This is a genomic window from Flavobacterium fontis (assembly GCF_900129405.1).
Lineage (GTDB): Bacteria > Bacteroidota > Bacteroidia > Flavobacteriales > Flavobacteriaceae > Flavobacterium > Flavobacterium fontis.
The window spans coordinates 106,393-132,507 of the sequence record NZ_FQVQ01000007.1 but is presented as its reverse complement, the minus strand read 5'-3'; the positions used below and the strand labels follow the sequence as shown (position 1 = coordinate 132,507).

Genomic DNA, 26,115 nt, shown 5'->3' with positions numbered 1-26,115 from the left:
TTTGAGGCCGTAAACCTATCTATTATTTTTCAAAAAAACAATTATTTGCTTCTTAAAATTTTTTTCACAAATCAAAAATACAACTAAAGTTGAATTGACCATAAAAAAGTGTCGATAAAGTGCATTTTTTTATCGCTTAAAAGCAATTTTAGTGTTTTTTGCAATATTTTTCTTACAAATGTTGCTTAATTTTTATAAAATACTCTTTCGTTGTGCCTTCCACCAGCGCTCGGGGAACTCTTGATTGCAAGCCGCTAAATAATCGTCATGCGTACAGGGCAATAACGTGTTTTTATGAAGCTTATTGTGTATGTTTGAAAAAAATGGAACTTCAATCCACCAGCGGTCGGTTTTATTGCTCTTGTAAAACACAATTTCTTCGTTCTCAAAAGGCACAATATATTTTAGATAGTGCTCTCGGCTACCAAAAGGATATTCATTGGAACGGAAATTTACGCCTTCCATGAAATACCAAATAATTTGTGCCATAAGTGGCGCTTCTTGAGCTGTGGCTTGATGGTTAAAAATCCCAAAGGCACTTACTTTATCGCTAATCCCTGCGTAACGTGCCAAAGCACAAATTTCTTTTCCGTTAAATCCGTTGGGTTGAAAATCGATAAAATTACCCGAATCCGAGGATTTCACTGAGGTCATATCCAAACTCACCAAATCAGCGTCCCGAAAAACAGGTTCAGCAAGAGCTACTTGCGCACTCACATCGCCTAATCGGTAGGCATCAAAATATAATTTCTCGATTAAATCGATTTCCTCTTGTGAATTATAATACGTTTGATACCCTACGTTGCTGTAATTAAACAAATTGGTTGGCTCTTCAACAATCATTTTGGATAAGTACGCCAACGCGGGAATACTATCATCCTGTTTGCCAAAATCAAAACGGTTGTCAATCGCGACCAAGTTGACCATTTGTTCTAAATCATCATACCCTCTGTAAACGGCATACGTTAGATCTTGAGAACCTCCAATAATAATAGGTATAACTTTATTCTTCAATAACTTGGAAACTACCTTTCGCAAAGCATAATAGGTATCCTCGGGCGAATTCCCCGGATTGATATCGCCCATATCGGCAATAATTTTATTCCAATTCCCAGGAAACAGGCGATACAATTGCATTCGTACTTCGGAAAGATCCTCGAGCGCCACATAACTTTGCGCCCCTCTATTTTCAGGCACGCCTATAATGGCAATATCTATTTGGGTTACATCGGGAAAAGCTTCTTGGGTGTGAAATACAACTTTTTGTCCCAATTGTTGTGAAGACAATCGTTTGATATCGATTACCAGATCGGTCTCCAAGGGGGTTAGAAAATCAAATTCCATAACCTTTTATTTCTTTTTGGTTGTTGCAGTTTTCTTAGCTGGAGCCTTTTTGGCAGTCGCTTTCTTTGCTGGTGCTTTTTTCTCCAACAGGGCTTTTACCTCCTCTAAAGTCAACTTCGTAGCATCAACATCCTTGTTTAATTCTACTTTTAATTTTCCTTTCAAAATGACCGAGCGTCCCCAACGCGCTTTTTCGATACGGATTTTCTCCTCAGGCCATTCTTGAAGTACTTTTTCTTCTTCTTTTTGGAGTTTATCTACAATTAAATTTTGAATATCCTCGTCTGAAAGATGGTCGAAATTATATTTCTTACTCACATTGATAAACATCCCATTCCATTTAATAAAGGGACCAAAGCGTCCAACTCCTTTTTGAACGGGCAACCCATCGTAAGAACCAATGGGAGCATCGGCTTGATTCTTCTCATCAATTAATTGTTGTGCCAACTCCATAGTCGCGTCCATAGGGTCCATCCCTTTGGGAAGTGAAATAAACTGTTTCCCAAAACGCACATAGGGTCCGAAACGCCCATTGTTGACCTCAATTTCCTCGCCTTGATATACCCCTAATTTTTTGGGTAATTCAAACAAGTTCAAGACTTCTTCTAGCGTAACGGTACTGATGTTTTGATCTTGACGTAAACTGGCAAATTGTTTGGCCGTATCCTCTGCCTCACCGATTTGTGCCATGGGTCCAAATTTCCCCAAACGCACTGAGACGGGTTTTCCTGTTTTGGGATCGGTACCCAATATCCGTTCCCCGCTTTCCCGATCGGCATTTTGTTCCACATCCACTACATTGGGATGAAAGTGATTGTAGAAATCATTCATAATCGCTGCCCAATCGCGGTTACCTTCAGCGATTTCGTCAAAATCTTGCTCAACTTTTGCCGTAAAATTATAGTCGAGAATCGTTTCAAAGTTTTTAACCAAGAAATCATTCACGATAATCCCAATATCGGTAGGCACTAATTTTCCTTTATCAGAACCTACATTTTCTTTTAAGGTTTGGGCCAAAAGCTTCCCTTGTTTCAAGGTTAATTGCTGATAACTGCGTTCTTGCCCTTCAAAACTTCCTTTTTCAACATAATTACGACCAATAATAGTTGAAATTGTTGGTGCATAGGTAGAAGGACGACCAATCCCTAACTCTTCTAATTTCTTTACTAAAGAAGCCTCAGTATAACGACTTGGCGGACGAGAAAAACGTTCCGTTGCTGTTATCCATCGATTCAACAATGTTTCTCCAACTTTCATGGCGGGCAACATGCCTTCTTGCTCTTCTTCATCGTCATCATGACCTTCCAAATACACTTTTAAGAAGCCTTCAAACTTGATGACTTCCCCTGAAGCTACAAATTGTTCGGAATGGTTGTTGGCCACAATCTTGACATTGGTGCGCTCCAATTCGGCGTCACTCATTTGTGAAGCCAAGGTGCGTTTCCAAATTAAATCATACAAACGGGCTTGGTCGCGATCAATATCAACGGAGTGACGCGACATATCGGTGGGACGAATCGCTTCGTGTGCTTCTTGCGCCCCTTTTGATTTGGTATTGAAATTTCGTGGTTTGCTAAACTCAGGCCCATACGAACGAGAAATTTCAGCTTTTGCAGCCGCCATCGCTTCTTGGGATAAGTTAACACTATCCGTTCTCATATAAGTAATTAACCCCGCTTCATACAAACGCTGAGCAATTTGCATCGTAATACCCACCGGCAAATACAATTTACGGGCTGCCTCTTGTTGTAAGGTTGACGTTGTAAATGGTGGTGCTGGTGATTTCTTCGCAGGTTTGGTTTCTAAATCGCCTACTTTGTAAGTAGACGCCATATTGCTTTGCAAAAACTGTTCAGCTTGTTGACGCGTAGTAAAGTTTTTAGACAATTTCGCTTTTACTACTTTACCGTCTTCGTTGGTGAATTCGGCAGAAATGCTGTAGGAGGCTTCGGGTTTAAAGGCTTGGATTTCGCGTTCGCGCTCCACAATCAAACGCACAGAAACCGATTGTACACGTCCTGCTGAGAGTCCCCCTTTTACTTTTTTCCATAACACGGGCGACAACTCATACCCTACCAAACGATCGAGTACACGACGGGCTTGCTGCGCATTGACCAAATTATAATCGATTCCTCGTGGGTTTTCGATCGCTTTTTGGATAGCCGTTTTCGTAATTTCATGAAAAACAATGCGTTTTGTTTTTTGGTGATCCAACTTCAACTCTTCCGCCAAATGCCAGGAAATCGCTTCTCCTTCCCGGTCTTCATCGGAAGCCAACCACACCATTTCGGCTGTTTTAGCAAGATCTTTGAGTTTTTTAACCAAGGCTTTTTTATCGGGAGAAACTTCGTATTTGGGCTTGAATCCATTGGCAACGTCAACGCCTATTTCCTTAGAGGGCAAATCGGCAATATGTCCATAACTCGATTCCACCTGAAAATCTTTCCCGAGAAATTTTTCAATGGTTTTGGCCTTGGCAGGCGACTCTACAATCACTAAATTTTTTGCCATTCATTGTTTTGTTTGGGGCAAAAGTAGGTGTTTTTTTTAAATTCCAAGAGTAAGCGTTTTCAAATGCCTTTGTTTGTGTTGCCAAAAGACACCTAATTAAAAAGCGTATTTGTCTACTTTTATGGCTACTCTTTTTAAAATTGGCGGTAAAATAGCTCCCCCTCAAGATTAACACTGCCATCTTGTCATATTTTTGATTTTAGTATTATCTTTGCAGTCCGTTTCACGCAATTGAACGGCAAAAGGTCGATGGAAAAAGAAATTAACGAAAGTATACAAGGTCAAAGTTTGATTCTCGACGAACGTCAAGGGAATACCAAAAAAATGTTTATTGAAAGCTATGGCTGTCAGATGAATTTTTCGGACAGTGAGATAGTTGCTTCGATTTTGGCGAATGAAGGGTACAATACAACCCAAAATTTGGAGGAAGCCGATTTGGTTTTGGTAAATACGTGTTCGATTCGTGACAAAGCCGAACAAACCGTTCGCAAGCGTTTGGAGCAATACAATGCGGTAAAAAAAATCAACCCTACGATGAAAGTGGGCGTTTTGGGTTGTATGGCCGAACGTTTGAAAGAAAAATTCTTGGATGAAGAAAAAATCGTTGACATGGTAGTAGGTCCCGATGCCTACAAAGATATCCCGAACTTATTAAAAGAGGTAGAAGACGGTCGCGATGCCATCAATGTGATTTTGTCCAAAGAAGAAACCTATGGTGATATTGCGCCTGTGCGCTTGAATAGCAATGGTGTGAACGCTTTTGTATCGATCACGCGCGGTTGTGACAATATGTGTACCTTTTGCGTAGTCCCTTTTACGCGTGGACGCGAACGCAGTCGGGAACCCCAAAGTATTTTGTCTGAAATTCAAGATTTATGGGATAAAGGCTACAAGGAAGTAACCCTTTTGGGACAAAATGTGGACAGTTATCTATGGTATGGGGGTGGCTTGAAAAAAGATTTTGTCAAAGCAACCGAAATGCAAAAAGCAACGGCTGTAGATTTTGCTCAACTCTTGGACATGTGCGCGACACAATTCCCAAAAATGCGTTTTCGCTTTTCGACCTCCAATCCGCAGGACATGCATATTGAGGTGATTGAAACCATGGCGAAACACCATAATATTTGCAAATACATTCACCTCCCTGTGCAAAGTGGAAGTACGCGTATACTGGAAGCCATGAATCGCCAACATACCCGCGAAGAATACATGGCCCTAGTCGATAAAATCTATGAAATCATTCCAGAAATTTCGCTCTCACAAGATATGATTGCTGGCTTCCCGACTGAAACAGAGGAAGATCATCAAGACACCTTATCCTTGATGGAACATGCGAAATATGACTTTGGATTCATGTTTGCCTATTCGGAACGTCCGGGAACATTGGCGGCTCGTAAAATGGAGGATGATGTTCCTGAAGAGGTTAAAAAACGTCGTTTGAATGAAATTATCGCGCTGCAACAAAAGTTAGGCTGGGAACGTACCCGCCGCTTTTTAGGACAAGAAGTTGAAGTATTGATTGAAAAAGAATCCAAACGTTCGGATGCCCATTGGAGTGGAAGAAACTCGCAAAACACGGTAGTGGTTTTCCCTAAAGAAAATTACAAACCCGGCGACTTTGTGATGGTTAAAGTTACCGACTGCACCTCGGCAACGCTCATCGGAGAAGCTGTTGGCTACGCAGAGCGCATGCAATCGTAACCCATGGAAATTCATATTCAATACCGACCCGATCTGCAAGAAATGGCTTTGGCTACGCGGTATGTATTGTTTGAAAAGCCCATCGTAAAACTGCTGCTCTTTACGGTTGGTATTTTATTGGGAGGCAGTCTTTTTGCCGCTTTTTATTACCAACTCCCCGAATATTGGGTAGCTTCCTTTAACGGTTTGCTGTTGGTCGGCATTGGACTCCTGATATACGGTTATTTACTTTGGACGTTAAAACGTTCTTTGTTGCAAAACCCTAAAAATCAAGAGATACATCACTTGCGTTTGAATGAAAAAGAAATCGAACAAAAAGGAAGCACTTTTGAAGTAACCCGCAGTTGGCATTCCATTTACCAAATCAAAGAGACCAAACGTTGGTTTTTGATTTACACCCAACACAATTCGGCTTTACCTATTTTTAAATCACAACTACAACCCGACCAAATAGAAGCCATCCGAACACTATTAAAGGCCGTGCCCGTAAAAAAACAATTGCATTAATTCCTTGACGTATGGAAAGTGTACAAAGTATCAAACAACGTTTTGAAATTATCGGAAATGACGCCAAATTGAATCGCGCCATAGAAAAAGCCATTCAAGTGGCCCCTACCGATATTTCGGTGCTGGTGGTGGGTGAAAGCGGTGTTGGAAAAGAAAGCATCCCCAAGATCATTCATTCGCTCTCCCATCGAAAACACGGCAAATACATTGCGGTCAACTGCGGAGCTATTCCCGAAGGCACCATTGATAGTGAACTTTTTGGACACGAAAAAGGGTCGTTTACAGGGGCTACACAAACACGCGAAGGTTATTTTGAAGTTGCCGATGGCGGTACCATTTTTTTGGATGAAGTGGGTGAATTACCCTTAACTACCCAAGTGCGTTTATTACGTGTTTTGGAAAATGGTGAATTCATCAAAGTGGGTTCGTCCAAGGTTCAAAAAACCAATGTGCGCATCGTGGCGGCTACCAATGTGAATATGCATGAAGCCATTGAAAAAGGAAAATTCAGAGAAGATTTATACTATCGTTTAAGTACGGTAGAAATAGGATTACCTCCTTTACGCGAACGCCGCGATGACATTCATTTGTTGTTTCGAAAATTTGCTGCCGACTTTGCACACAAATATAAAATGCCCCCCATTAAGTTGGAAGATAATGCCGTGGGGTATTTAGTCAATTACCGTTGGGCAGGAAACATTCGTCAATTGCGAAATGTTGCTGAACAAATTTCGGTTTTGGAAACCAAGCGCGACATTAGTGCAGCCACGTTGGCAGGGTACATCCCGATGGACCAACGCAATTTGCCTAGTGTGGTTTCGCAAAGCAAATCGGAGAGTGATTTTGCTACGGAGCGCGACATCCTGTACAAAGTTTTATTTGACATGAAAAGTGATTTGAATGACCTAAAAAAACTCACTTTAGAATTGATGAAAAACGGCAAAAACGTACAGGATATCAATCCGAGTTTGATTCAAAAAATTTATGGCAAAACCGAGGAAAACACTACTTTTTCTCCAGAAACCACGGTAGCGGTGTACCAGCCTACTGTGGAAACGCACCAAGAGGAATTTCATGATGATGATGCTGAACACAATTATCTTTTTGCTGAAACCGTAGAGGAGGAAGAAGTATTGCGTTTGGAGCAAAAAGAAATCGAGTTAATCAAAAAGGCATTAGAGCGAAATAAAGGACGTCGAAAAGCCGCTGCGGATGAGCTAGGTATCTCTGAACGTACACTTTATCGAAAAATCAAGCAGTTTGACCTATAAATAATTGCTTAAACAGAAATACATTTACATTTGAAGCCCAATTTAACCTACCATGAAAAAACTACTTGTTTTAGCAATACTTACCGTAAGTTTTTTTTCTTGTTCCAACGACACGGATAACGCCTCCAATGCTACAGCGCTTCGAGAAGTGGTTCTTTTTAGAAATTCCCCCCAAGAATTACATTGGAAATTCAATACCTCAGGACAGTTAACGGAAGCGACCAATAGCCAGAATCAGGTGGTAGAACGTTATACGTACAACAATTTGAATCAAATCACACGCGTTGGACTTTTCACCAATGGCACTGAAACCAGCAGTTATACCTTTACGTACAACACAAACGGCATCGTCGCCAGTATCAACGGAAATACTGTAACGCATAACTCGGCTGCAAACACCTACACCTATACGCACAACGGTGTAGTTCGCTCGGTGACATTCAACGCCGATAAGAAAGCTACCCAAATTGTCGACATGGTAGGCACTGAATCGACTGGGTATCTAATGACCTATGTAGCGGGAAATTTGACTTCCTACACGCGTACTTCTATGACTTCAAACGTGAGTCGGAATTACAATTACAATACCATGATGACCTACCGTACGGAGTTGGGACGATACACTGCTGCTTTGGCCATGGTTAAAAATTTTATAGCACCTGAATTTTTGGCTCATGCGTTCACTTCAGAATATGTCCCTGAGGAATGCCACCACGGCGCTCCCGCAGCGCTTCGCTACACTTATGGTGTACTTCCTGGGGAACGCTCGTTACAATTTACTTCCGAAGAATATGTGAATGATACGCCGGGAACAATTGCTGCCTTCCAAGAGTATTATTACGGGAATTAATCTTCCTCAATTCGAAATATTGCTTTATTTTAGCGGTCTTATCAATTTGATTCATGAAAGCATTACGGTGGATTTCTTTAGGAGCTTTGCTTGTATTTCTCAACGGTTGTGGAGGATATAGTTTTACGGGGATTCAAACCGACGCCAAAACCGTACAAGTAAAATATTTTCAAAACACAGCTCCATTGGTTGAACCGGGAATCGAACGGATTTTCACCAACAAATTACAAGAGGCCATTCAAAACCAAACGCGATTAAGTTTGACTTCCTCCAATGGCGATTTGGTGTATGAAGGTGAAATTGTAGACTATCGCGTGTCGCCAATGACGTCAACTGCCAATTTTACAGCAGCCCAAAACCGATTGACCATTACGGTATTGGTTAAATTTACCAATGCCAATAAAGAAGAGGAAAATTTTGAAAAACGTTTTTCCTTTTTTCAAGATTATGAAGGAAATGCTCAATTGACGGGAAGCAAGCTTACTGAAGTTGTCGATTTCATCTTCAATCGAATCACACAAGATATTATTAATGAATCGTTGGCAAAATGGTAGGTATGAATAGCACAGACTACATCTACTTACTCAATAAACCCTATGCCATCAACGATCGGCAATTTCGAGAATTGGAACCGATTTTGGAAAAATACCCCTATTTTCAAAGCGCCCGTGTTTTGCAGTTGAAGCATTTATACAATCTCGACAGTTACCAATACAATGATGCGTTAAAAAAAACCGCGGCCTACACCCATGACCGCAGTGTCTTGTTTGACTTTATTACAACAACACAGTTTACCACGATTGATAATACATTGTATGATCGTAAGGTTGCTGAATTGTTGAACATGGAAGTCATTGATTCTGAAATCGTCGTTATTCCTGTGGCGGTCGATCCGTTGCAGCAATCGCTATTGGCTACCATCGAAAAATCAGGAGAAGTGGAAAAGGTAGAACCCCAACCCGCTGAAGCCTTGGAACTCGGAAAACCTTTACCCTTCAACACCGAAGAAAAGCATAGTTTTCAGGAGTGGCTTCAACTTTCGCGCTTTCAACCTATTGAGCGAAAAGAAATTCCTGCCGCCACTGCCCCACGGGAAAATGGGGATGCCCGTTCAAAAAAATTGGAACTCATCGATAAGTTTATAGAAACTAATCCGAAAATACCTGCGATATCAAAGGACAGCACGCCAACAGCGATAGCCATGGAATCCCCCGATAAAAGTTACTTAATGACCGAAACCTTAGCCAAGGTGTATTTGGAACAGAAAAAGTACCCACGGGCAATTCAAGCCTATGAAATTTTAATTTTGAAATATCCAGAAAAAAGTAGTTTCTTTGCAGACCGAATTGAGGAAATAAAAAAATTACAACAAAATAATCCCTAAACAATGAGCACATTTACAATCTTTTTGGTCTTAATTACGATTGTTTGTTTTCTGTTAATCATCGTAGTAATGGTTCAAAATCCTAAAGGAGGAGGATTATCTTCTGCCTTAGGAGGAACGCAACAATTAGGCGGTGTACAAAAAACAACCGATTTCTTAGATAAGAGTACTTGGGTATTGGGTGCAGCGTTGATTGTATTAGTTTTATTGTCGAGCATGAGCTTTCCAGGTTCTGGCGGCAGTACAGACAAAATCATCGATGCAAGTCAATCAGCAGCTCCAGCTCCAGAAGATGCTAAGGAAGCGAAACCGGGTGATGCCACTCCAAAACCCGCTGAGACCCCAGCCACTCCAGAAAAAAAATAAAGAAAAGAGTCCCACTTCGGGACTTTTTTTTTGACTGAAAATTCACTGACAGTAGAACTGAAAAATTGGCAGTTTTTACCCCTTGGCACAATTTCTGAAATAAACGAGGCAAACAAAAAAATAACAAACTAAAAATAATTGATTATGGCTTTAAACATTAAACCTTTATCTGATCGAGTTTTGGTTGAGCCTGCGGCCGCAGAAACAACCACCGCAGCAGGAATTATCATTCCAGACACTGCAAAAGAAAAACCACAACGAGGCACTGTCGTTGCAGTAGGTAACGGTAAGAAAGACCATACGATGACTGTCAAAGTGGGCGATACCGTATTGTATGGCAAATACGCTGGGACCGAACTTAAATACGACGGTAAAGATTATTTAATCATGCGCGAGGATGACATCCTTGCCATCATTTAAGAAAACAGGATTAACAAATCAAAAATTTAAAAAACTAAAACTATGGCAAAAGATATCAAATTTGACATTGAAGCACGCGATGGGTTAAAACGCGGAGTAGACGCTTTGGCCAATGCGGTAAAAGTAACTTTAGGTCCAAAAGGCCGTAACGTAATCATTTCAAAATCCTTTGGTGGCCCAACAGTAACGAAAGATGGTGTTTCGGTTGCTAAAGAAGTAGAATTGAAAGATGCGCTCGAAAATATGGGGGCTCAAATGGTGAAAGAAGTAGCTTCAAAAACCAATGATTTAGCGGGTGACGGAACCACTACAGCCACCGTTTTAGCGCAAGCCATTGTTAAAGAAGGATTGAAAAACGTTGCTGCGGGAGCAAATCCAATGGATTTAAAACGCGGTATTGATAAAGCTGTGGAAACCATTGTGGCCGATCTTGGAAAACAATCTCAAGAAGTAGGCAGCTCTTCGGAGAAAATCAAACAAGTGGCTTCAATTTCGGCCAACAACGACGAAGTGATTGGCGATTTAATTGCGACCGCTTTTTCTAAAGTTGGAAAAGAAGGTGTAATCACTGTAGAAGAAGCAAAAGGAACTGACACGTACGTTGATGTTGTAGAAGGAATGCAGTTTGACCGCGGGTATTTGTCCCCTTATTTTGTAACCAATGCCGAAAAAATGGAAGTGGACTTAGACCGCCCTTACATTTTATTGTACGATAAAAAAGTTTCTTCTTTAAAAGAATTGTTGCCTATCCTTGAACCTGTGGCACAATCAGGGAAACCGTTATTGATTATTGCCGAAGATGTGGATGGAGAAGCGTTGTCGACTTTGGTGGTCAACAAATTACGCGGTGCCTTGAAAATTGCTGCTGTAAAAGCACCCGGTTTCGGTGATCGTAGAAAAGCCATGTTGGAAGATATCGCTATTTTAACAGGAGGTACAGTTGTCGCTGAAGAAAGTGGCTTTACCTTGGAAAATGCGACGCTTGAAATGTTGGGAACTGCTGAAAAAGTAACTATCGACAAAGACAACACGACCATTGTCAACGGTGCTGGTAATGCCGACATGATTAAAAATCGTGTGAATCAAATTAAAGCGCAAATTGAGACCACGACTTCGGATTACGACCGTGAAAAACTGCAAGAGCGATTGGCTAAATTAGCCGGTGGTGTGGCCGTATTGTATGTTGGTGCTGCCTCTGAAGTAGAAATGAAAGAGAAAAAAGACCGTGTTGACGATGCGTTACATGCAACGCGTGCCGCCGTAGAAGAAGGTATTGTAGCGGGTGGCGGTGTAGCTTTATTGCGTGCCAAAGCAGCCTTAGCCGATTTAAAAGCTGAAAATGCAGATGAAGCGACAGGAATTCAAATTGTTTCTCGTGCCGTGGAGTCGCCTTTACGTACAATTGTAGAGAACGCTGGTTTAGAGGGTTCTGTAGTCGTAGCAAAAGTAGCCGATGGCAAAGGAGATTTTGGATACAATGCCAAAACCGATGAATATGTTGACATGTTGAAAGCAGGGATTATCGATCCGAAAAAAGTAACACGCGTTGCTTTGGAGAATGCGGCTTCGGTAGCAGGAATGATATTAACCACCGAATGTGCTTTGGTGGAGGTCAAAGAGGAATCAGCTCCTGCAATGCCGATGGGCGGCGGTATGCCCGGTATGATGTAAGCTTAACTAACTTAAGCATAAAAAAATCCGACGGTTGTTATGATCGTCGGATTTTTTATTGAACTATTTTCTGCAATTATTTTCGTTTTCGTACAAACTTCATGATCACGGGAACCGTAGTCACCAGTACGATACCGATGACAATGTATTCGATATAATGTTTTAAATCAATATTGAATTGAACTTTAAACAGCTCATACAAATAATGTCCTGCGAATATCATCGTCACGGACCAAAGCACAGAACCAAGGATGTTGTAAAACATAAACTTTTTACGGTCCATTTCAACAATCCCGGCAATCACAGGAGCAAAGGTACGCACGATAGGTAAAAAGCGAGCAAACACTACAGCCCGACTTCCGTATTTGTCAAAAAATTCTTTGGACTGGTACAAATACTTTTTCTTAAAAAACAGACTATCTTCACGTTTGTATAAGTAACTGCCACTCTTTTTCCCAAACCAATAGCCAAACATATTGCCTATGATTCCCATTACTGCCACCATAAATGCGAGCAAAGTTACATTTACAAAATCACTTCCGGTTGAAAAATCCCGCATCAAGAGTTCGCTGTAAATTCCACAAAGGAACAGCAAGCTATCTCCTGGCAAGAAGAAACCCGCTAGGAGTCCTGTTTCGGCAAAAACGATAAACAACACCACATAAAGGCCTATTTTAATGCCTCCAACTTCCAGTAAAATGTAAAACTCAGGGTTAAAAAGTTGTTTCCAATCAAAGTGGTCCATGAAATCTATTTTTTGAGGTCGTGAAATTAGGCATTATTTTCTAAAAGACGTCTTAATTTTTTGGTAGAATACGGTTGCCTTTGACGCTTCATTCAACCGAAAACATAACATTCCTTTTAAAATGCCTAATTCATTCCGACTTCAGAACGTCAAATCATTTAGTTGACGCGTTCGTACTTACAACAATGGTGCAAGTTTTCATACACCGCATCGGGGGCCTTGTAGGAACCGATAACATCATGCCCGATTGCGGCAATGGCTTTTTTTACCGCATCGAGAGTGGTTTTCTCCTCGTTGATGATCAATTGCAACTGGTGGGTTTCGATATCCCACACGGCCGATTTTACACCTTTGACCGCATAAGCCGCTTTTTCAATGCGTTGTTTGCAGGTTTCACAGTTGCCGTTCACTTCAAAAGTATAGGAGGCATTTTTATTCTTTTTCTCTTGGGCCCATCCTTGAAGGGAAAGGAAGGCCATCATTAAAATCAGTACATTTTTCATAATTGTTGCGATATAAATATTGTTTTTTTTAATTATAAGACTTTGTAACGTAATCCTGTGTACACCATTCGACCAAAAACAGGAGCATAGATTATGGTGGCATCAAAAAAGGGCCCGAAAGGTGCGTCTGCTCCCAAAATTGCCCGTTCTTGCTGGTAGTTGAATACGTTTTCTGCCCCCAAATAGACTTCAAACGATCGGGAAAAAACGCGAGTTACTTGCGCATTGACCAACGAATAGGAAGGGGAAAAATTACCCATTTGTGCTGTAATAGGATTGTTTCCTGTAAAGGGCAATTGCTGTACTCCTATCCAGTTGTAAGTGGCATCCATTTTCCATTGTTGCTGTTTCTCGGTGCGTGCTGTTTCATACTCGACATTGGAAAAGAAACGATTTCTCGCTTGAAGCGGCCGTTGAAAACGCCCCGACAAATAGTCGGTAGCTACGTCATAATACTTAAACGAGTTACGAATATTCAACCGATGAAGGGGTTCGAAATCAAAATCAAGTTGCAAGGTATTGGCATACGAACGCCCCTTTAAATTGTAAAAGATCACCTGTTGTGCATTTTGCATGACATCGACAACTACTTGATTTTGAAAATCGGTGCGGTAGGCATCTATGGTAAATGAAGCGTTTTTATTGAAAATTCGAAACTTTTGGGTAAAACTAAGCCCATAATTCCAAGCAATCTCTGGATCTAAACCATACAAGGAGCCGCCTGAATTTTGCACCACAAATTGACGGGAGCTGTTGAATAACGTTTGATTTTCAGCCCAAATATTGGCCGCTCTTTTACCGCGCCCCATCGATAAGCGCAATACGCCAAACTCCCATGGATTGTAGCGCAAATGAAAACGAGGTGTAAAAAACACGCCCAAACGATTGTGATAATCGACACGTCCCCCCAAAATGTAACTCAGCGTTTTTCCATTATCGAAGGTATACTCAAAAAAAGTTCCAATGGCGTTATCGATACGACTGTAATCGGTGGCATCAAACACTTCGGTGTAGCGATCTAGTGTTGCATTGATTCCTGTAGAAAATTTGTTTCGGGTATTTTCAATAATGGAGTTGAAAATGAAATTGGAGTACAAACTTTGCTGCTTCATGCCATATTCGCGCAAGCCAAAATAGGAGGATTGATGATGATACGAAAAGGCATTTTGAAATCCTAAACTTTGGTACGGCATGCCTTTGAATACATAGCCCGATTTGGTGGTTATATCAAAGCGTTCAGTGTTGATTTCGGAGCCCCAACGTTGCGTCGTTCCCCGATGATGGTGGGGATGAAAATCGACTTCACCCATTTGCTTTTGATCATTCAAATACTTGAGGTTAAAAAAAGACACCCAACCGGTTTCGGGATTGGTATACTGCCAACGATTGGTGATATTGAACTGTTGCCCCAAGGGATTATCGAGAAATCCATCGTCGTTCATGTCATTTTTGCCTAGACGGGCATTGCCATGAATAAACAAACTCGAGGCCCAGTACTTGCCCAATTTGGCACTAAAATGGGTGTTCAATTCATAGCGGTTTCCATTGTCGGCATAGGCATTGAGGAAAAATGGAATGTCTTTTTGGGGTTTTATCAATTCGGTATTGATTTGCCCAGAAATACTCTCATAGCCATTGACAACACTGCCAGCTCCCTTGGTAATTTGTATACTTTCGACCCAGGTCCCTGGAATAAAGGACAGCCCAAAAATTTGGGAAGCTCCCCGCACCGAAGGGATGTTCTCCTCGGCAATAAGGATGTAGGGACTTGTTAATCCGAGCATTCGGATTTGCTTAGTGCCGGTAAGCGCATCCGAGAAATTAACGTCAATGGAGGGATTGGTTTCAAAACTCTCGGCAAGGTTACAACACGCGGCTTTGAGCAACTCTTTGGAGGTTACTACGGCGGTATTGGTGGTTTTGGATAGGGATTTTTGTATGCTTCGCGATTTGCCCTCTACTTTGACTTCGTCCAATTTTTGTTGACCAAAGCTCATCATAGAAAAGCACAACGCGACTACAAACGTATGTGTTTTCATAAATGCAATAATTTATTATTTGACAAAAGAGATACGGGTCAAATAATAAATCAAGCGTAAAATAATCGTTGGGAATAGCGCGCGTACAAGGGCGGCCCATGCGCATCACAATAATAGGCTAAAATTGGTTGCTTATGAACCGTAGGTTTCGGCAAAAAAGAAGCTAAAAAGTAGGCGCTATTACCTTCTAAAGCCAGCAATTCAGGCGTAATATCTTTAACAAGTAACTTCTCGGTTGTGTCTTTGAATTTGAATTTCTTGTCTTTGCAACAAGACATTTTCTCGAGAGGGGTTGCATCTGTTCCACAGCACGTTTCTTCCATTTGCGCGGCTAGTTCAGTGAACCCGAAAACAGTTTTTACAGAGGCAACTTCCCCGGCGCAATAGTGCACATGCAAGGCGACCCCCATTTGGGCCACCATAACAAGTAGTGCCAATCCACTAATAAAAAACTGACGAATGCGCATGTTGCAAAGGTAATACCTTTTTTTTTAACTATTTATATAAAAAGCTGTTAAACAATTCCATCAGGCTTTTTAACCTTCATTTGATAATAAAGCGCAGGGCAAAAAAGAAGCAGAAAAATAGGTTGAATCAAAAAACGACGAATGTAGAACAATTCTTGTTTGTGGGTATTTCCAAAGTAGGTAAGAACCCCAAAAAACAACACTACCAATAAAACCCCTAAAACAGCATACAAACCTGCAACAAAACGCAACAAGGGTGAATTTTTGAACAAAAGTGCAAGAATCCCAAGTGAAATAAGACTCGTAAGTACGTAGCGTAACACCAAATGAAGTAGGTATTGTTGGGAATCAATATTGGGAATCGGGAGGTTTTGAAAATCGCCTTTAAAATACATTTGTAAAGGATCATAGAATAATGAAGACTCACCAGCACGAATACCCACAAGAAGGAGTATCAATACCAATGCCCCAAAAATTTGTCGTTTACTTAACTTCATCGCGTTGTGCATAAATTGAAAAACGATTTACCCATACCATCCATAACAGAAATACTATTCCATAAATAGCTAAGGGAAAAAGCACCCCATGGAGTACATGTTCGGCTTGCGGGAAATGGTATAAAGCCACGGCCAACAAGGCAATACGTAAAATATTGGCACAATGAATAATGACTATTCCCAGCGGGATAAACCAAAACATGGACTTCATTTTTCCTCGAAAGGCAATCACAAAACTGACAAAGAGAATCATTACACTAACCGCATTACAGCCTTCAATGATACGGGCAATCCATCGTTGACGGTAGAATAATTTGACCCCTGCCTCCTTTGGATTGGGGGCAATGGATGCTGAATCATCAAAAAAATGCAATACAAATTTTGATTGTTGGGCCACTTCATAGGTAAAGGAATCAACCTCTTTTTGTTTTACATCAAATTGACCTAAATACGTAGCATAGAGAAACACCAAGAGCAGATACGCCGCTCCAAAACGAAGGAGAAAAAATAAGAAAGGACGGTATGCCTGACGGTTTGCGTTCAAAGTTTTTTAACAAATTTTAGGTAAAAATACGAAAAGCCATTGGTTACTTTTGCAAAAAAATACCGCAAATGCATTTTGAAGATTTACAGCCCGAAGTCGTCTCGATTTTATCGCAACCCGTTAAATCACGGGATGAAAAGTTACTCGAACTATGTACGCTTTTGAATGAAAAAGTATCCTATTACAATTGGGTAGGATTTTACTTTGCCGACCATGAAACGCGGACTTTGCATCTAGGACCTTACGTAGGGGCTCCCACCGACCATACTGTAATTCCCTTTGGGAAAGGTATTTGTGGGCAAGTCGCCGAATCCAACACCAACTTTGTGGTTCCCGATGTTTCGGCCCAAGATAATTACATCGCTTGTAGTTTTACGGTCAAATCAGAAATCGTAGTTCCGTTGTTTGTTCGCGGTCAAAATATGGGCCAAATCGATATTGACAGTCATGTACTCGACCCGTTTTCAGAAGCTGACGAACGTTTCTTGGAGTTTGTAAATCAAGAAGTTGCCAAATTATTTTAATTCCTTTTTTTTATTTGTCAAATTCAAAAATAAGGCTACCTTTGCAACCGAATTGGGAACGACCCAATCTACATAATAATTATTTAAATAAATATTAGCATGTACTTGACTAAAGAAGTTAAAGAACAAATCTTCGCTAAACACGGAGGAGCTGCTGCAAACACAGGGTCAGCAGAAGGACAAATCGCTTTGTTCACATTCAGAATTAACCACTTAACGGAGCACTTGAAAAAAAATCGTCACGATTTCAACACTGAGCGTTCGTTGGTAAAATTGGTAGGTAAACGAAGAAGCTTACTCGATTACTTGAAAAATAAAGATATCAACAGATATCGTGAAATCATCAAGGAATTAGGTATTAGAAAATAATACAAAACTAAAGAGGTGCCTGCGCGCCTCTTTTTTTTAAACACTATTAAAAAAAGTTTCAGTTTTTCATTGGGTTACAACAACTAACAACAACACAACTAACCTTAATTAAAAACAGAATTAAATTTTATGATTTCAAAAGTAACCCAAGAAACCATTACTTTGGCCGATGGAAGAACCATCACCATTGAAACCGGGAAACTTGCCAAACAAGCCGATGGTTCGGTTGTTGTTCGCATGGGCAATTCTATGCTATTGGCCACTGCCGTATCGGCACGTACATCCAATCCCGGAGTAGACTTTTTACCTTTAACGGTAGATTACCGTGAAAAATTTGCCGCTGCAGGGCGTTTCCCTGGCGGATTCTTCAAACGTGAAGCTCGTCCAAGTGACGCGGAAGTATTAACCATGCGTTTGGTTGACCGCGTATTGCGTCCCTTATTTCCAGACGATTATCACGCCGAAACCCAAATCATGATTCAATTGATGTCGCATGACGAAGAGGTGATGCCCGATGCTTTAGCAGGTTTGGCCGCTTCGGCTGCATTGGCTGTTTCTGACATTCCTTTTTACAACTTAATTTCGGAAGTTCGTGTAGCCCGTGTTGACGGAAAATTAGTCATCAACCCAAGTCGTGCCGATTTAGAGCGTTCAGACATCGACATGATGATTGGGGCCTCTATGGATTCTGTTGCGATGGTAGAAGGCGAAATGAAAGAAATTTCAGAGGCCGAAATGATTGAAGCCATCAAGTTTGCTCACGAAGCCATTAAAATTCAAATTCAAGCGCAAGAGCGATTGAGAGTCGCTGTTGGTTCTCCAGCCTACCGCGAATATGAAGGTGAAGTTGAAGATGAAGAGGTGTACAAAAAAGTAAAAGCAGCTTCGTATGACAAGTATTATGCTATCGCACAAGAAGCTTCTGCTAAAAGCGAAAGAGGCGAAAAATTTGCGGCAGTTAAGGAAGAAGTAAAAGCGCTTTTTAGCGAAGAAGAATACGCCGAAAACCCCGATTTAGCTGGGTTAGTTGGTAAATACAGTTACAAAACACAAAAAGAGGCCGTACGCAATGTAATTTTAGAAAAAGGCATTCGTTTAGATGGAAGAAAAACAACTGAAATCAGACCTATTTGGTGTGAAACAGATTACTTACCTTCTGTTCACGGATCATCATTGTTTACCCGTGGGGAAACACAAGCCTTGGCCACAGTAACCCTTGGAACATCACGCGAAGCCAATGTGATTGATAACGCTTCTGAACAAGGAGAAGAAAAATTCTATTTACACTACAACTTCCCTCCTTTCTCTACTGGAGAGGCCAAACCGTTACGTGGAACGTCACGCCGTGAAGTAGGCCATGGAAATTTGGCACAACGCGCCTTAAAGAATATGATTCCTGCTGATTGTCCGTATACTATTCGTGTGGTTTCAGAAGTATTAGAGTCTAACGGTTCCTCATCGATGGCTACGGTTTGTGCTGGTACAATGGCACTTATGGATGCAGGAGTTCAAATGATTAAACCGGTATCAGGGATTGCCATGGGATTGATCACTGACGGACAAAAATTTGCTGTTCTTTCCGATATTTTAGGTGATGAAGATCACTTGGGGGATATGGATTTTAAAGTAACGGGAACTGCAGACGGAATTACCGCTTGTCAAATGGACATCAAAATTGATGGATTGCGCTATGACATCATGGAGCAAGCTTTGGAGCAAGCTCGTGAAGGCCGTATGCATATTTTAGGTAAAATTACCGAGACCATCGCTACTCCAAGAACCGACGTTAAAGATCACGCGCCAAAAATTATTACCCGAACTATTCCAGGCAACTTTATTGGTGCACTTATTGGACCCGGTGGAAAAGTAATTCAAGAATTACAAAAAGCCTCGGGAACCACGATTGTCATCAACGAAGTGGACGAGCAAGGTATTGTAGAAATCTTAGGAACTAGTCCAGACGGTATCGCCATGGTTTTGGCCAAAATCGATTCAATTATTTTCAAGCCTGAAATTGGCGAGACGTATGAAGTTCGCGTCATCAAGATGTTGGACTTTGGTGCAGTAGTTGAATATACCCAAGCGCCAGGAAATGAAGTGTTACTTCACGTGTCTGAATTGGCCTGGGAGCGCACCGAGAAACCTTCTGACGTAGTGAATATGGGCGATGTGTTCCAAGTGAAATACTTGGGTATTGATCCGAAAACGCGTAAAGAAAAAGTTTCCCGAAAACAATTGTTACCACGTCCTCCACGCGACGATAAACGTCCCGAAGGTGGACCGCGCAAACCTTTCCCTCCGAAAGGTGATGCTAAAGAAAATCAAGAAGGTTAATTCACAATTCTTTTTCGATAAAAAACCCCAATCGCAACCGATTGGGGTTTTTGTTTTAAGGAAATTTTAAAATTTGTTTTACCCAGACGCAACCTACACCCAATTTTATCGTCATTCTAAAAAACAATCCTATGAAAGCCTTACCAAAAATCAAACATTTCATCCTTCTCACCCTATTGATACTCGGCGTCGGGAGTTGTACTAACGAGCCCGCTGAACGGACTGAGTCGACTATCGGATACCAGAATGAGCTCTTCAAACTTATGTTAAATACCAGCTCGCAAAATGGGGACCCGATGAAGGAGCAGATTTGTATTGATTTTGTGTATCCTTTTCAATTGTTGGTGTACAATACCAATCGGGATCCGGTGCAAAACTTGACTATGACCGATGACAGCACCTTGTTTCAAACGTTGATGAATTTACCCTTAAATCACAGCATCAGCATTTCGTATCCCATTGAAACCACCGATTCCAATGGAAATATAATAAGTATAAACAACGATGATGAACTGTTGATTTCCCTACGTTCGTGTTCGGATGAAAGCGTTATTTCGTATGTTTCGGGTCAGTTTTGCACGCCCATGAATTGTGTGACAAAAGTCCCGTACCTCCCGGATAATGCAGATAATGAATATGCAGGCGCTATTTTTTACGCCAATCCTGACAACACCATCACTTTACGCCATTTGGGCAACAACTACTTAGGAACCTGGACGGTGATGATTATCAATCAAAAATCGTACATCAACATCAACTTTGCGGGTATTAATCCCATTGCGACCTATTGGAATAAAAGTTATCACTATTTGGGCTTTGTGGGACCGTATCGAAAACTTAGCTATTCGGGAGGATCGCGCTATTTTCTACAAGTTTGCAACGAAATTCTACCGTATCAAGTGGGTGATTTCGGACCTTCAGGTGGAATTATTGCCTATGACAAAGGAAGTTACTCGGACGGATGGCGCTATATGGAAGTGGCGCCCAACGATTTACCCGCCAACGAGTGGGGTTGTGTCACCTCCAATTTGATGAACGCCCAATTTGACGGTGTGGGTAGCGGATATCAAAACTCGGTGGCTATTGCCAATTTTCACCAATCGTTGAATCAATATGCAACGAATCCTGCAATTTGCAGTGCGTTGAATAATGGAACCGTTGCAGCATTTTCGGGCTTAACGCATGATTTTGGGGACCAACGCGACTGGTGTTTGCCTTCGCATGATGAATTAAAACTGATTCACGACAACTTACATGTAACCGGAGCGGGCGGATTTACAGCGATTCCCTACTGGAGTTCAACCGACACGGGAACGCCACAGGCAAAATGCATAGATTTTAGTACCGGAGCGACCGTTTTACTTCCTAAAAACACAGCCAATGTGGGCACACGTTTGGTGCGTTATTTTTAATGATAGGGAAAAAGTTATCCCACCAATTCTAAGGATTTAGTGATTTTCATTCCCTGCAGGAAGTGCACGAGGGGGAGAAGCGGCATCCTGCCCCGACGTGAGAAGGGGCAGATACAGCGGATCACCCGGCCCCGATTGCGGCAGACAATGTTCCTTATCACTGGCCAAATTACTGACTATCGGGGCGTGCCCAAAAAATAAAAAAGCGACTTCGGTTTTGTTTTTCTATATTTGAGTACTAAAGGCCTTGGTATGGAGTTTTTTGTATTTATACTTTTTATTCTTGTAATTTATGGTGTGGTCAAATTCCAATCGCTGAAATCGAGCGTGGATGTCATGATGACCCAATTGTTTAAACTAGCGGGTGATCGGGACAGTTTGCAGCAACAAATAAATGCGCTGCGCGAAGAATTGCAACAATTGAAAAACCAACCAATCAAGGCAACTCCTGTTGAAATTGAACCTCCGATTGAAGCACCGGAACCGCCACTACCGATGGACGAAGAGCCTGCTGTGGAACCTGTGCTTCCTGAAGAAGTATTATCCCTCTCAGAATCAGAAGTAGTAGAGGAGTTCGCGCAAGAAGCAATGCCTGAGACCAGTACCGTTGCTGCCTTCAGCACCCCGAAAGTTACTGAAACCGTAGCTCAACCCACTCCTTATGTTCCGCCCACTCCTCCTGAACCCTCGGCGTTATATTTATTTTTTAAAAAATGGGAACGCCAATTTGCTGACAATTGGACGGGAATTTTGGGCACCGCGATTATGGTCTTGGGCGTGGGGTATTTGAGTATTTACACGGCCCTCAAGGTAAGTCCGCTTTTCCGAGTGCTCATTATTTGGGCCTATGCCGGACTCTTAATGGGTTCGTATCTCCTTTTGAAGAAGAAACCGCTTTGGGAAAAAACGGGCTTATGGTTGCGCAGTGCCGGAGCGAGTTTGTTTTTGTTTGGGTGCTTTGGCGCTTCTCAGATTCCGGCTTTACAATTTATTGAGCAAACGACTTTGGGGTACGGACTTTTGGGGATAGGTATTGGATTGAATTTATGGATTGGATATTGCATCAAAAGGCAAACTTTTTTATCACTGCATGTGGTACTCAGTATGCTTATCTTGTGTGTCATTCCCGAGAAGTTGCTCCTTACCTTTTTACTGGCCGCGGGTACGGCTACGGTGGGTATTTTACTTTCTTACAAAGAGAAATGGGAGTACCATATTCTTTCGGTAATTGGTTCGTTTTTGGTTTTTGACGTTTGGTTTAACGTGACCGATTCACCTCTTACGAATGTAGAAAATAAAATAGCTATTCTGGGGATTGTGGGGGTTGCGGTGAGTTGTATGTTGATGCAATACCGCAAATTATATGACCACACGGCCTTTGACAAAGCGGGTTTAACGACGCATTTGGTCAATTGGAGCTTGTTTGCCACAGGATTGTTAATGCATGCCACAGGAAGTAAATTTAAAACTATAGTTGTAGCCTTGGGTGCTGTGTTGTGTTTTTGGGCGTCTCGCGTGGCCAAAAAACGAGGGATTACATGGTTGTATCACGTTGATTTCTTGGTTAGTTTTTCACTGCTTTCATTTACCATCATCACCTTAAACGAATGGAACGTCGGCTTGGCCATTTTGTTTTTGGGTCTCACCCTAACGTTTAATTTGGGCTTATTGTTTACCCATTTGGAGCAGCAGGATTTTTTACATCGTATTTTAAAAATAGGATACCATGCGTACATCGGTTTTTCGTTGCTCATTAGTTTGAAGGTCGTGGTGGAAACCGACGATTATGGCATATGGTTGTATGGACTAATTGCACATTCGCTGTTGGTTTTGGGGCTACATGTATATAGCCTTGGCACAGCCAAATGGAAGTCGTTTGATGCGTTTTATGGGTTGCCATCGGTAGCCTTAAACGGTCTTTTTGCGGTGGGACTTCAACTTTTATTGGTGGCTTTGGTTTATCATCAAACGACACATAATCTTTTTGTTTATGTGCTGTTGGGAGCGGCATTGCTGTGGAGTGTTTTGCTCCTTTTCAGATCGAGTTTACTGCTCAATTTAGGTCGGATTTTGTTCTTCATACTTGCGGGTATCGAGGTAATTTATCTGACTTTGGAGGGGGCCGAGCACTGGATAGACGGTTTATACCTTCTTGCATTAGCTTTGATTGCTGGCCTTCAATGGCGCAAGCCTGAATGGGCAGAAAATCGCTTTTTTGTGCGCTTTACCCTTGGTCTTGTTACAACTTTATACTTGATTGTGGTTAACTTTAAATATGGCGATTATCAACCCTTGTTGACTACGTTAGGATTTTTTGGCCTCGCCTTTGGTTTAGTTCGAATTTTACATCATCTTATTCTATCGGAGCCGAATGAGTTGGAATTGGCAAAATTCTTCAAAATACTGTATGGACTGACGTTTCTTTGTCTTTTATATTATGTAAGCAGCGAGGTAAGTTCGTTTTCATGGGTTGAAATGGTGGGCTGTTTTGGAATTGGTTTGGCGTTGCCGCTTGTCAATTTGGGACTTTCGCATCGTTTTGCCTTACGTTATCCTGCGATAGATCCATTTTTGGTATCCAAAACGCATGAAGCCTTGGCCTTGTTTTTAATAACCCAAAGTATAGGATTTTGGGTGGTGCCTTCGCCCTACACCATCATTTATTTTGGAGCCATTCCGATGGTCTATTTTATACTGTATGAAAAATCGAATTGGTTTGAGCCCCTTCGATTCTTTGCTTTTTTACAGCTGATTTTCAGCTTCAGTTATTTTTGCCCCGAATTGATTGAAGTCATTGGGTTGTATGACCCCACTACTGCGTTGTATTATGCTATTGGGTTTTTATTTGCGCTAGGCTATGGGGTGCTTCAATTTCGTTCGAAGCAGCCCAGTGGATCGGAGCATCTGGTGAAAACGATTTATGTGCTCAATCTATTTCTGTTGCTCTTTTGGTATCGATCGATAGAGGAATTGTATTTCGGTTTGGCGTTCATGAGTGTTGCCCTGTGCAATTATTACCTTCGTTTCCAAAAAAATATTGGCCTACATCGTTTGGTTCCCGATGGTATTGCCTTATTAGGGCTCATTGTTTCATTGCTTTATGCACTGACTGAAACGCAATTCAAAGGGATGGAATGGTTGGTATATACGGGCGTGTATGGATTGGCATGGGTTTGGATCGTGGTTATGCAACGCACTTCCCTGCACCCGATGGAAAATGGATGGCGTCAAATTTTGGTGAATATTTGGGTATCGGCACTATTATTTAGTCAGCTTGATCAAAAATGGATGCCATTTTATTGGGCTGTAATGGCCGTTATACAATTGTATTTGGTGCAACGAAAAGTGACTTTCCACACTTCCATTCCACTGATCTACTTCATGTTGGCCAACCTGCATTTGGGCATTTTAGGATTTTGGTACTATCACCCAGACTACTTACCCTTTTATTTGGGGCTCATGGGAATCTTGGGCGTTTTTGTGGGTTATGCCTACCGTGTATTGGATTCCTTTCCTCTCAAAAACAGCCTTTTGATTTATCCCGTTACGTTGAGTATTGGCTTGTTCTTATACCTCACATTTGACAAGGGCGCGCTTACTTTTTTCTGGGTTTTGGAAGCATTAGGCTTGTTGGTGTTGAGCATCACTTTAAAAGAAAAATACTTCCGTTATGTATCCTTAGCGGTGGTGGGATTGTGCATAGTACGATTGATGTTTTTTGACCTCTCTAATACCGACTTTTTGATCCGCGCGTTGGTGTTACTTGGAGTTGGAGTCGTGCTATTGGTTATGAACAGCTTATTCAAAAAATACAAGGACCGATTGGATTAATTTAAAAGGCGGTGTTTTTTGAACGGAATTCCTTTTCGAATCAAATACGCATGATAGGCGCTGGGAACATCATGGGTCCATTGCGGAAGAATCCAGATGATGAGATATACATCCAAATGACTTATCACGCCAAAAATAACAGCTAAAGCAAATGGCCAACCCGTATGCGCAAAGCCAATGAGGGAAACAAAAGCACTCAAAAGTGTAATGCCCCAAAGTTTGGATAAAAAGGCATGGGTACAGGTTTCGCGCCCAAATTTGAGAAAACTAAATACGTAGGTTAAGGCTTCCATACCCAAAACGGTGAGAACGGCCAATCGATTTTGAGCGATTAATGCTGGATTCAACCACCAAGCACAAATGCCGATACAAACCCAAAATACCATATCGGTTTGACTGTCCATGCGACGTAATTTGGCGGTAGCCACACCTGTTTTACGGGCGATGATACCGTCGAGAATATCGCTCACAAATCCGAGACTCATAAGCACCAACAAAATAGGCCGAACTTGAGTAACGTCCAGCACAACAAGTGTGATGGCCAATGGGCCTAACAACAATCGAAACAGGATAAGAAGTAAAGGAATCTTTTTCATATTATTTGTTTTTTAGATAATTCATTAATTGCAACAACAGGTACTTCAATTGCTTTCGTAAAAGGCTTTCGGGTTCATACCATTCGACTCCTTTTCGATAGATCCAAGACAAAATCCAAAGTGCTTTTTTTTGCATCTCATAGTGCTATTGCGTGGAATTCACAGTTCAAAATTAATTGCGATTATCGCTAATACATTTGTGTTTATCCGTATATTTGAAATAAATATT

23 protein-coding genes are annotated in these 26,115 nt (G+C 41.5%); 14 read left to right on the top strand and 9 right to left on the bottom strand.

All coding sequences use genetic code 11. The features are described from left to right. Positions 1-192: 192 nt before the first annotated feature. Positions 193-1,344, bottom strand: a complete 1,152-nt coding sequence (locus tag BUC17_RS07830; RefSeq protein WP_073363141.1) for a formimidoylglutamase — start codon at positions 1,342-1,344, stop codon at positions 193-195. 6 nt (positions 1,345-1,350) lie between these two features. Continuing rightward, a complete protein-coding gene (topA, locus tag BUC17_RS07825) occupies positions 1,351-3,855 on the bottom strand; it encodes a type I DNA topoisomerase (protein ID WP_073363139.1) in 2,505 nt (834 codons plus the stop codon). A 249-nt stretch (positions 3,856-4,104) separates the two neighbouring features. Here topA and miaB point away from each other — a divergent pair, with 249 nt between their 5' ends. The 9 genes from miaB (at position 4,105) to groL (ending at position 12,025) form a co-directional block, all read left to right on the top strand. After that, positions 4,105-5,556 (top strand): tRNA (N6-isopentenyl adenosine(37)-C2)-methylthiotransferase MiaB, encoded by a 1,452-nt coding sequence (gene miaB, locus BUC17_RS07820; RefSeq protein WP_073363138.1) that lies wholly within the window; start codon positions 4,105-4,107, stop codon positions 5,554-5,556. A 3-nt stretch (positions 5,557-5,559) separates the two neighbouring features. Then, positions 5,560-6,063 (top strand): YcxB family protein, encoded by a 504-nt coding sequence (locus BUC17_RS07815; RefSeq protein WP_073363136.1) that lies wholly within the window; start codon positions 5,560-5,562, stop codon positions 6,061-6,063. A gap of 11 nt (positions 6,064-6,074) precedes the next feature. Continuing rightward, on the top strand, positions 6,075-7,334 hold the full coding sequence (locus BUC17_RS07810) for a sigma-54 interaction domain-containing protein (RefSeq protein ID WP_073363134.1): 1,260 nt from the start codon (positions 6,075-6,077) through the stop codon (positions 7,332-7,334). A gap of 52 nt (positions 7,335-7,386) precedes the next feature. Next, positions 7,387-8,184, top strand: a complete 798-nt coding sequence (locus BUC17_RS07805) for a hypothetical protein (RefSeq protein WP_073363133.1) — start codon at positions 7,387-7,389, stop codon at positions 8,182-8,184. A 53-nt stretch (positions 8,185-8,237) separates the two neighbouring features. Beyond that, positions 8,238-8,738 (top strand): LptE family protein, encoded by a 501-nt coding sequence (locus BUC17_RS07800; protein WP_073363131.1) that lies wholly within the window; start codon positions 8,238-8,240, stop codon positions 8,736-8,738. A gap of 2 nt (positions 8,739-8,740) precedes the next feature. Beyond that, positions 8,741-9,568: a hypothetical protein gene (locus tag BUC17_RS07795; protein WP_073363192.1), complete on the top strand. Its 828-nt coding sequence runs from the start codon at positions 8,741-8,743 to the stop codon at positions 9,566-9,568. A gap of 3 nt (positions 9,569-9,571) precedes the next feature. Continuing rightward, entirely contained in the window at positions 9,572-9,934 is a 363-nt protein-coding gene (gene secG, locus BUC17_RS07790; protein ID WP_073363129.1) for a preprotein translocase subunit SecG, read from the top strand. Positions 9,935-10,078: 144 nt separating this feature from the next. Continuing rightward, positions 10,079-10,354, top strand: a complete 276-nt coding sequence (locus BUC17_RS07785) for a co-chaperone GroES (protein WP_073363128.1) — start codon at positions 10,079-10,081, stop codon at positions 10,352-10,354. 42 nt (positions 10,355-10,396) lie between these two features. Next, positions 10,397-12,025 (top strand): chaperonin GroEL, encoded by a 1,629-nt coding sequence (gene groL, locus BUC17_RS07780; RefSeq protein WP_073363126.1) that lies wholly within the window; start codon positions 10,397-10,399, stop codon positions 12,023-12,025. A gap of 76 nt (positions 12,026-12,101) precedes the next feature. Here groL and BUC17_RS07775 read toward each other — a convergent pair whose 3' ends face one another. From BUC17_RS07775 to xrtF, 6 genes are all read right to left on the bottom strand, one after another. Continuing rightward, a complete protein-coding gene (locus tag BUC17_RS07775) occupies positions 12,102-12,770 on the bottom strand; it encodes a DedA family protein (RefSeq protein WP_073363125.1) in 669 nt (222 codons plus the stop codon). Positions 12,771-12,928: 158 nt separating this feature from the next. Beyond that, complete coding sequence (locus tag BUC17_RS07770; RefSeq protein ID WP_073363123.1) at positions 12,929-13,273, bottom strand: heavy-metal-associated domain-containing protein; 345 nt, start codon at positions 13,271-13,273, stop codon at positions 12,929-12,931. 32 nt (positions 13,274-13,305) lie between these two features. Beyond that, entirely contained in the window at positions 13,306-15,312 is a 2,007-nt protein-coding gene (locus BUC17_RS07765) for a TonB-dependent receptor plug domain-containing protein (protein WP_073363121.1), read from the bottom strand. 50 nt (positions 15,313-15,362) lie between these two features. Further along, a complete protein-coding gene (locus tag BUC17_RS07760) occupies positions 15,363-15,779 on the bottom strand; it encodes an HYC_CC_PP family protein (RefSeq protein WP_073363120.1) in 417 nt (138 codons plus the stop codon). Between the two features lie 47 nt (positions 15,780-15,826). Beyond that, a complete protein-coding gene (locus BUC17_RS07755) occupies positions 15,827-16,288 on the bottom strand; it encodes an exosortase F system-associated membrane protein (protein ID WP_073363191.1) in 462 nt (153 codons plus the stop codon). Next, positions 16,263-16,820, bottom strand: a complete 558-nt coding sequence (gene xrtF / locus BUC17_RS07750; RefSeq protein ID WP_073363118.1) for an exosortase family protein XrtF — start codon at positions 16,818-16,820, stop codon at positions 16,263-16,265. Before xrtF ends, BUC17_RS07755 begins: the two co-directional genes overlap by 26 nt. Positions 16,821-16,888: 68 nt before the next feature. On the opposite strand from xrtF, the gene BUC17_RS07745 reads away from it, so the two are divergent. The 5 genes from BUC17_RS07745 (at position 16,889) to BUC17_RS07725 (ending at position 25,290) form a co-directional block, all read left to right on the top strand. After that, on the top strand, positions 16,889-17,344 hold the full coding sequence (locus BUC17_RS07745) for a GAF domain-containing protein (RefSeq protein ID WP_073363117.1): 456 nt from the start codon (positions 16,889-16,891) through the stop codon (positions 17,342-17,344). Positions 17,345-17,443: 99 nt separating this feature from the next. After that, complete coding sequence (gene rpsO, locus BUC17_RS07740) at positions 17,444-17,713, top strand: 30S ribosomal protein S15 (protein ID WP_073363115.1); 270 nt, start codon at positions 17,444-17,446, stop codon at positions 17,711-17,713. Positions 17,714-17,842: 129 nt separating this feature from the next. Further along, complete coding sequence (locus BUC17_RS07735) at positions 17,843-20,047, top strand: polyribonucleotide nucleotidyltransferase (protein WP_073363114.1); 2,205 nt, start codon at positions 17,843-17,845, stop codon at positions 20,045-20,047. A 296-nt stretch (positions 20,048-20,343) separates the two neighbouring features. Continuing rightward, positions 20,344-21,459, top strand: a complete 1,116-nt coding sequence (locus BUC17_RS07730) for an Lcl C-terminal domain-containing protein (protein WP_143161753.1) — start codon at positions 20,344-20,346, stop codon at positions 21,457-21,459. Positions 21,460-21,711: 252 nt separating this feature from the next. After that, positions 21,712-25,290, top strand: coding sequence for a DUF2339 domain-containing protein (locus BUC17_RS07725; protein ID WP_073363111.1), 3,579 nt, complete (start codon positions 21,712-21,714; stop codon positions 25,288-25,290). Here the strand turns inward: BUC17_RS07725 and BUC17_RS07720 are convergent. Next, complete coding sequence (locus tag BUC17_RS07720) at positions 25,287-25,886, bottom strand: CDP-alcohol phosphatidyltransferase family protein (RefSeq protein WP_073363110.1); 600 nt, start codon at positions 25,884-25,886, stop codon at positions 25,287-25,289. The two genes, BUC17_RS07725 and BUC17_RS07720, sit on opposite strands and share 4 nt — an antisense overlap. Between the last annotated feature and the right edge of the window lie 229 nt (positions 25,887-26,115).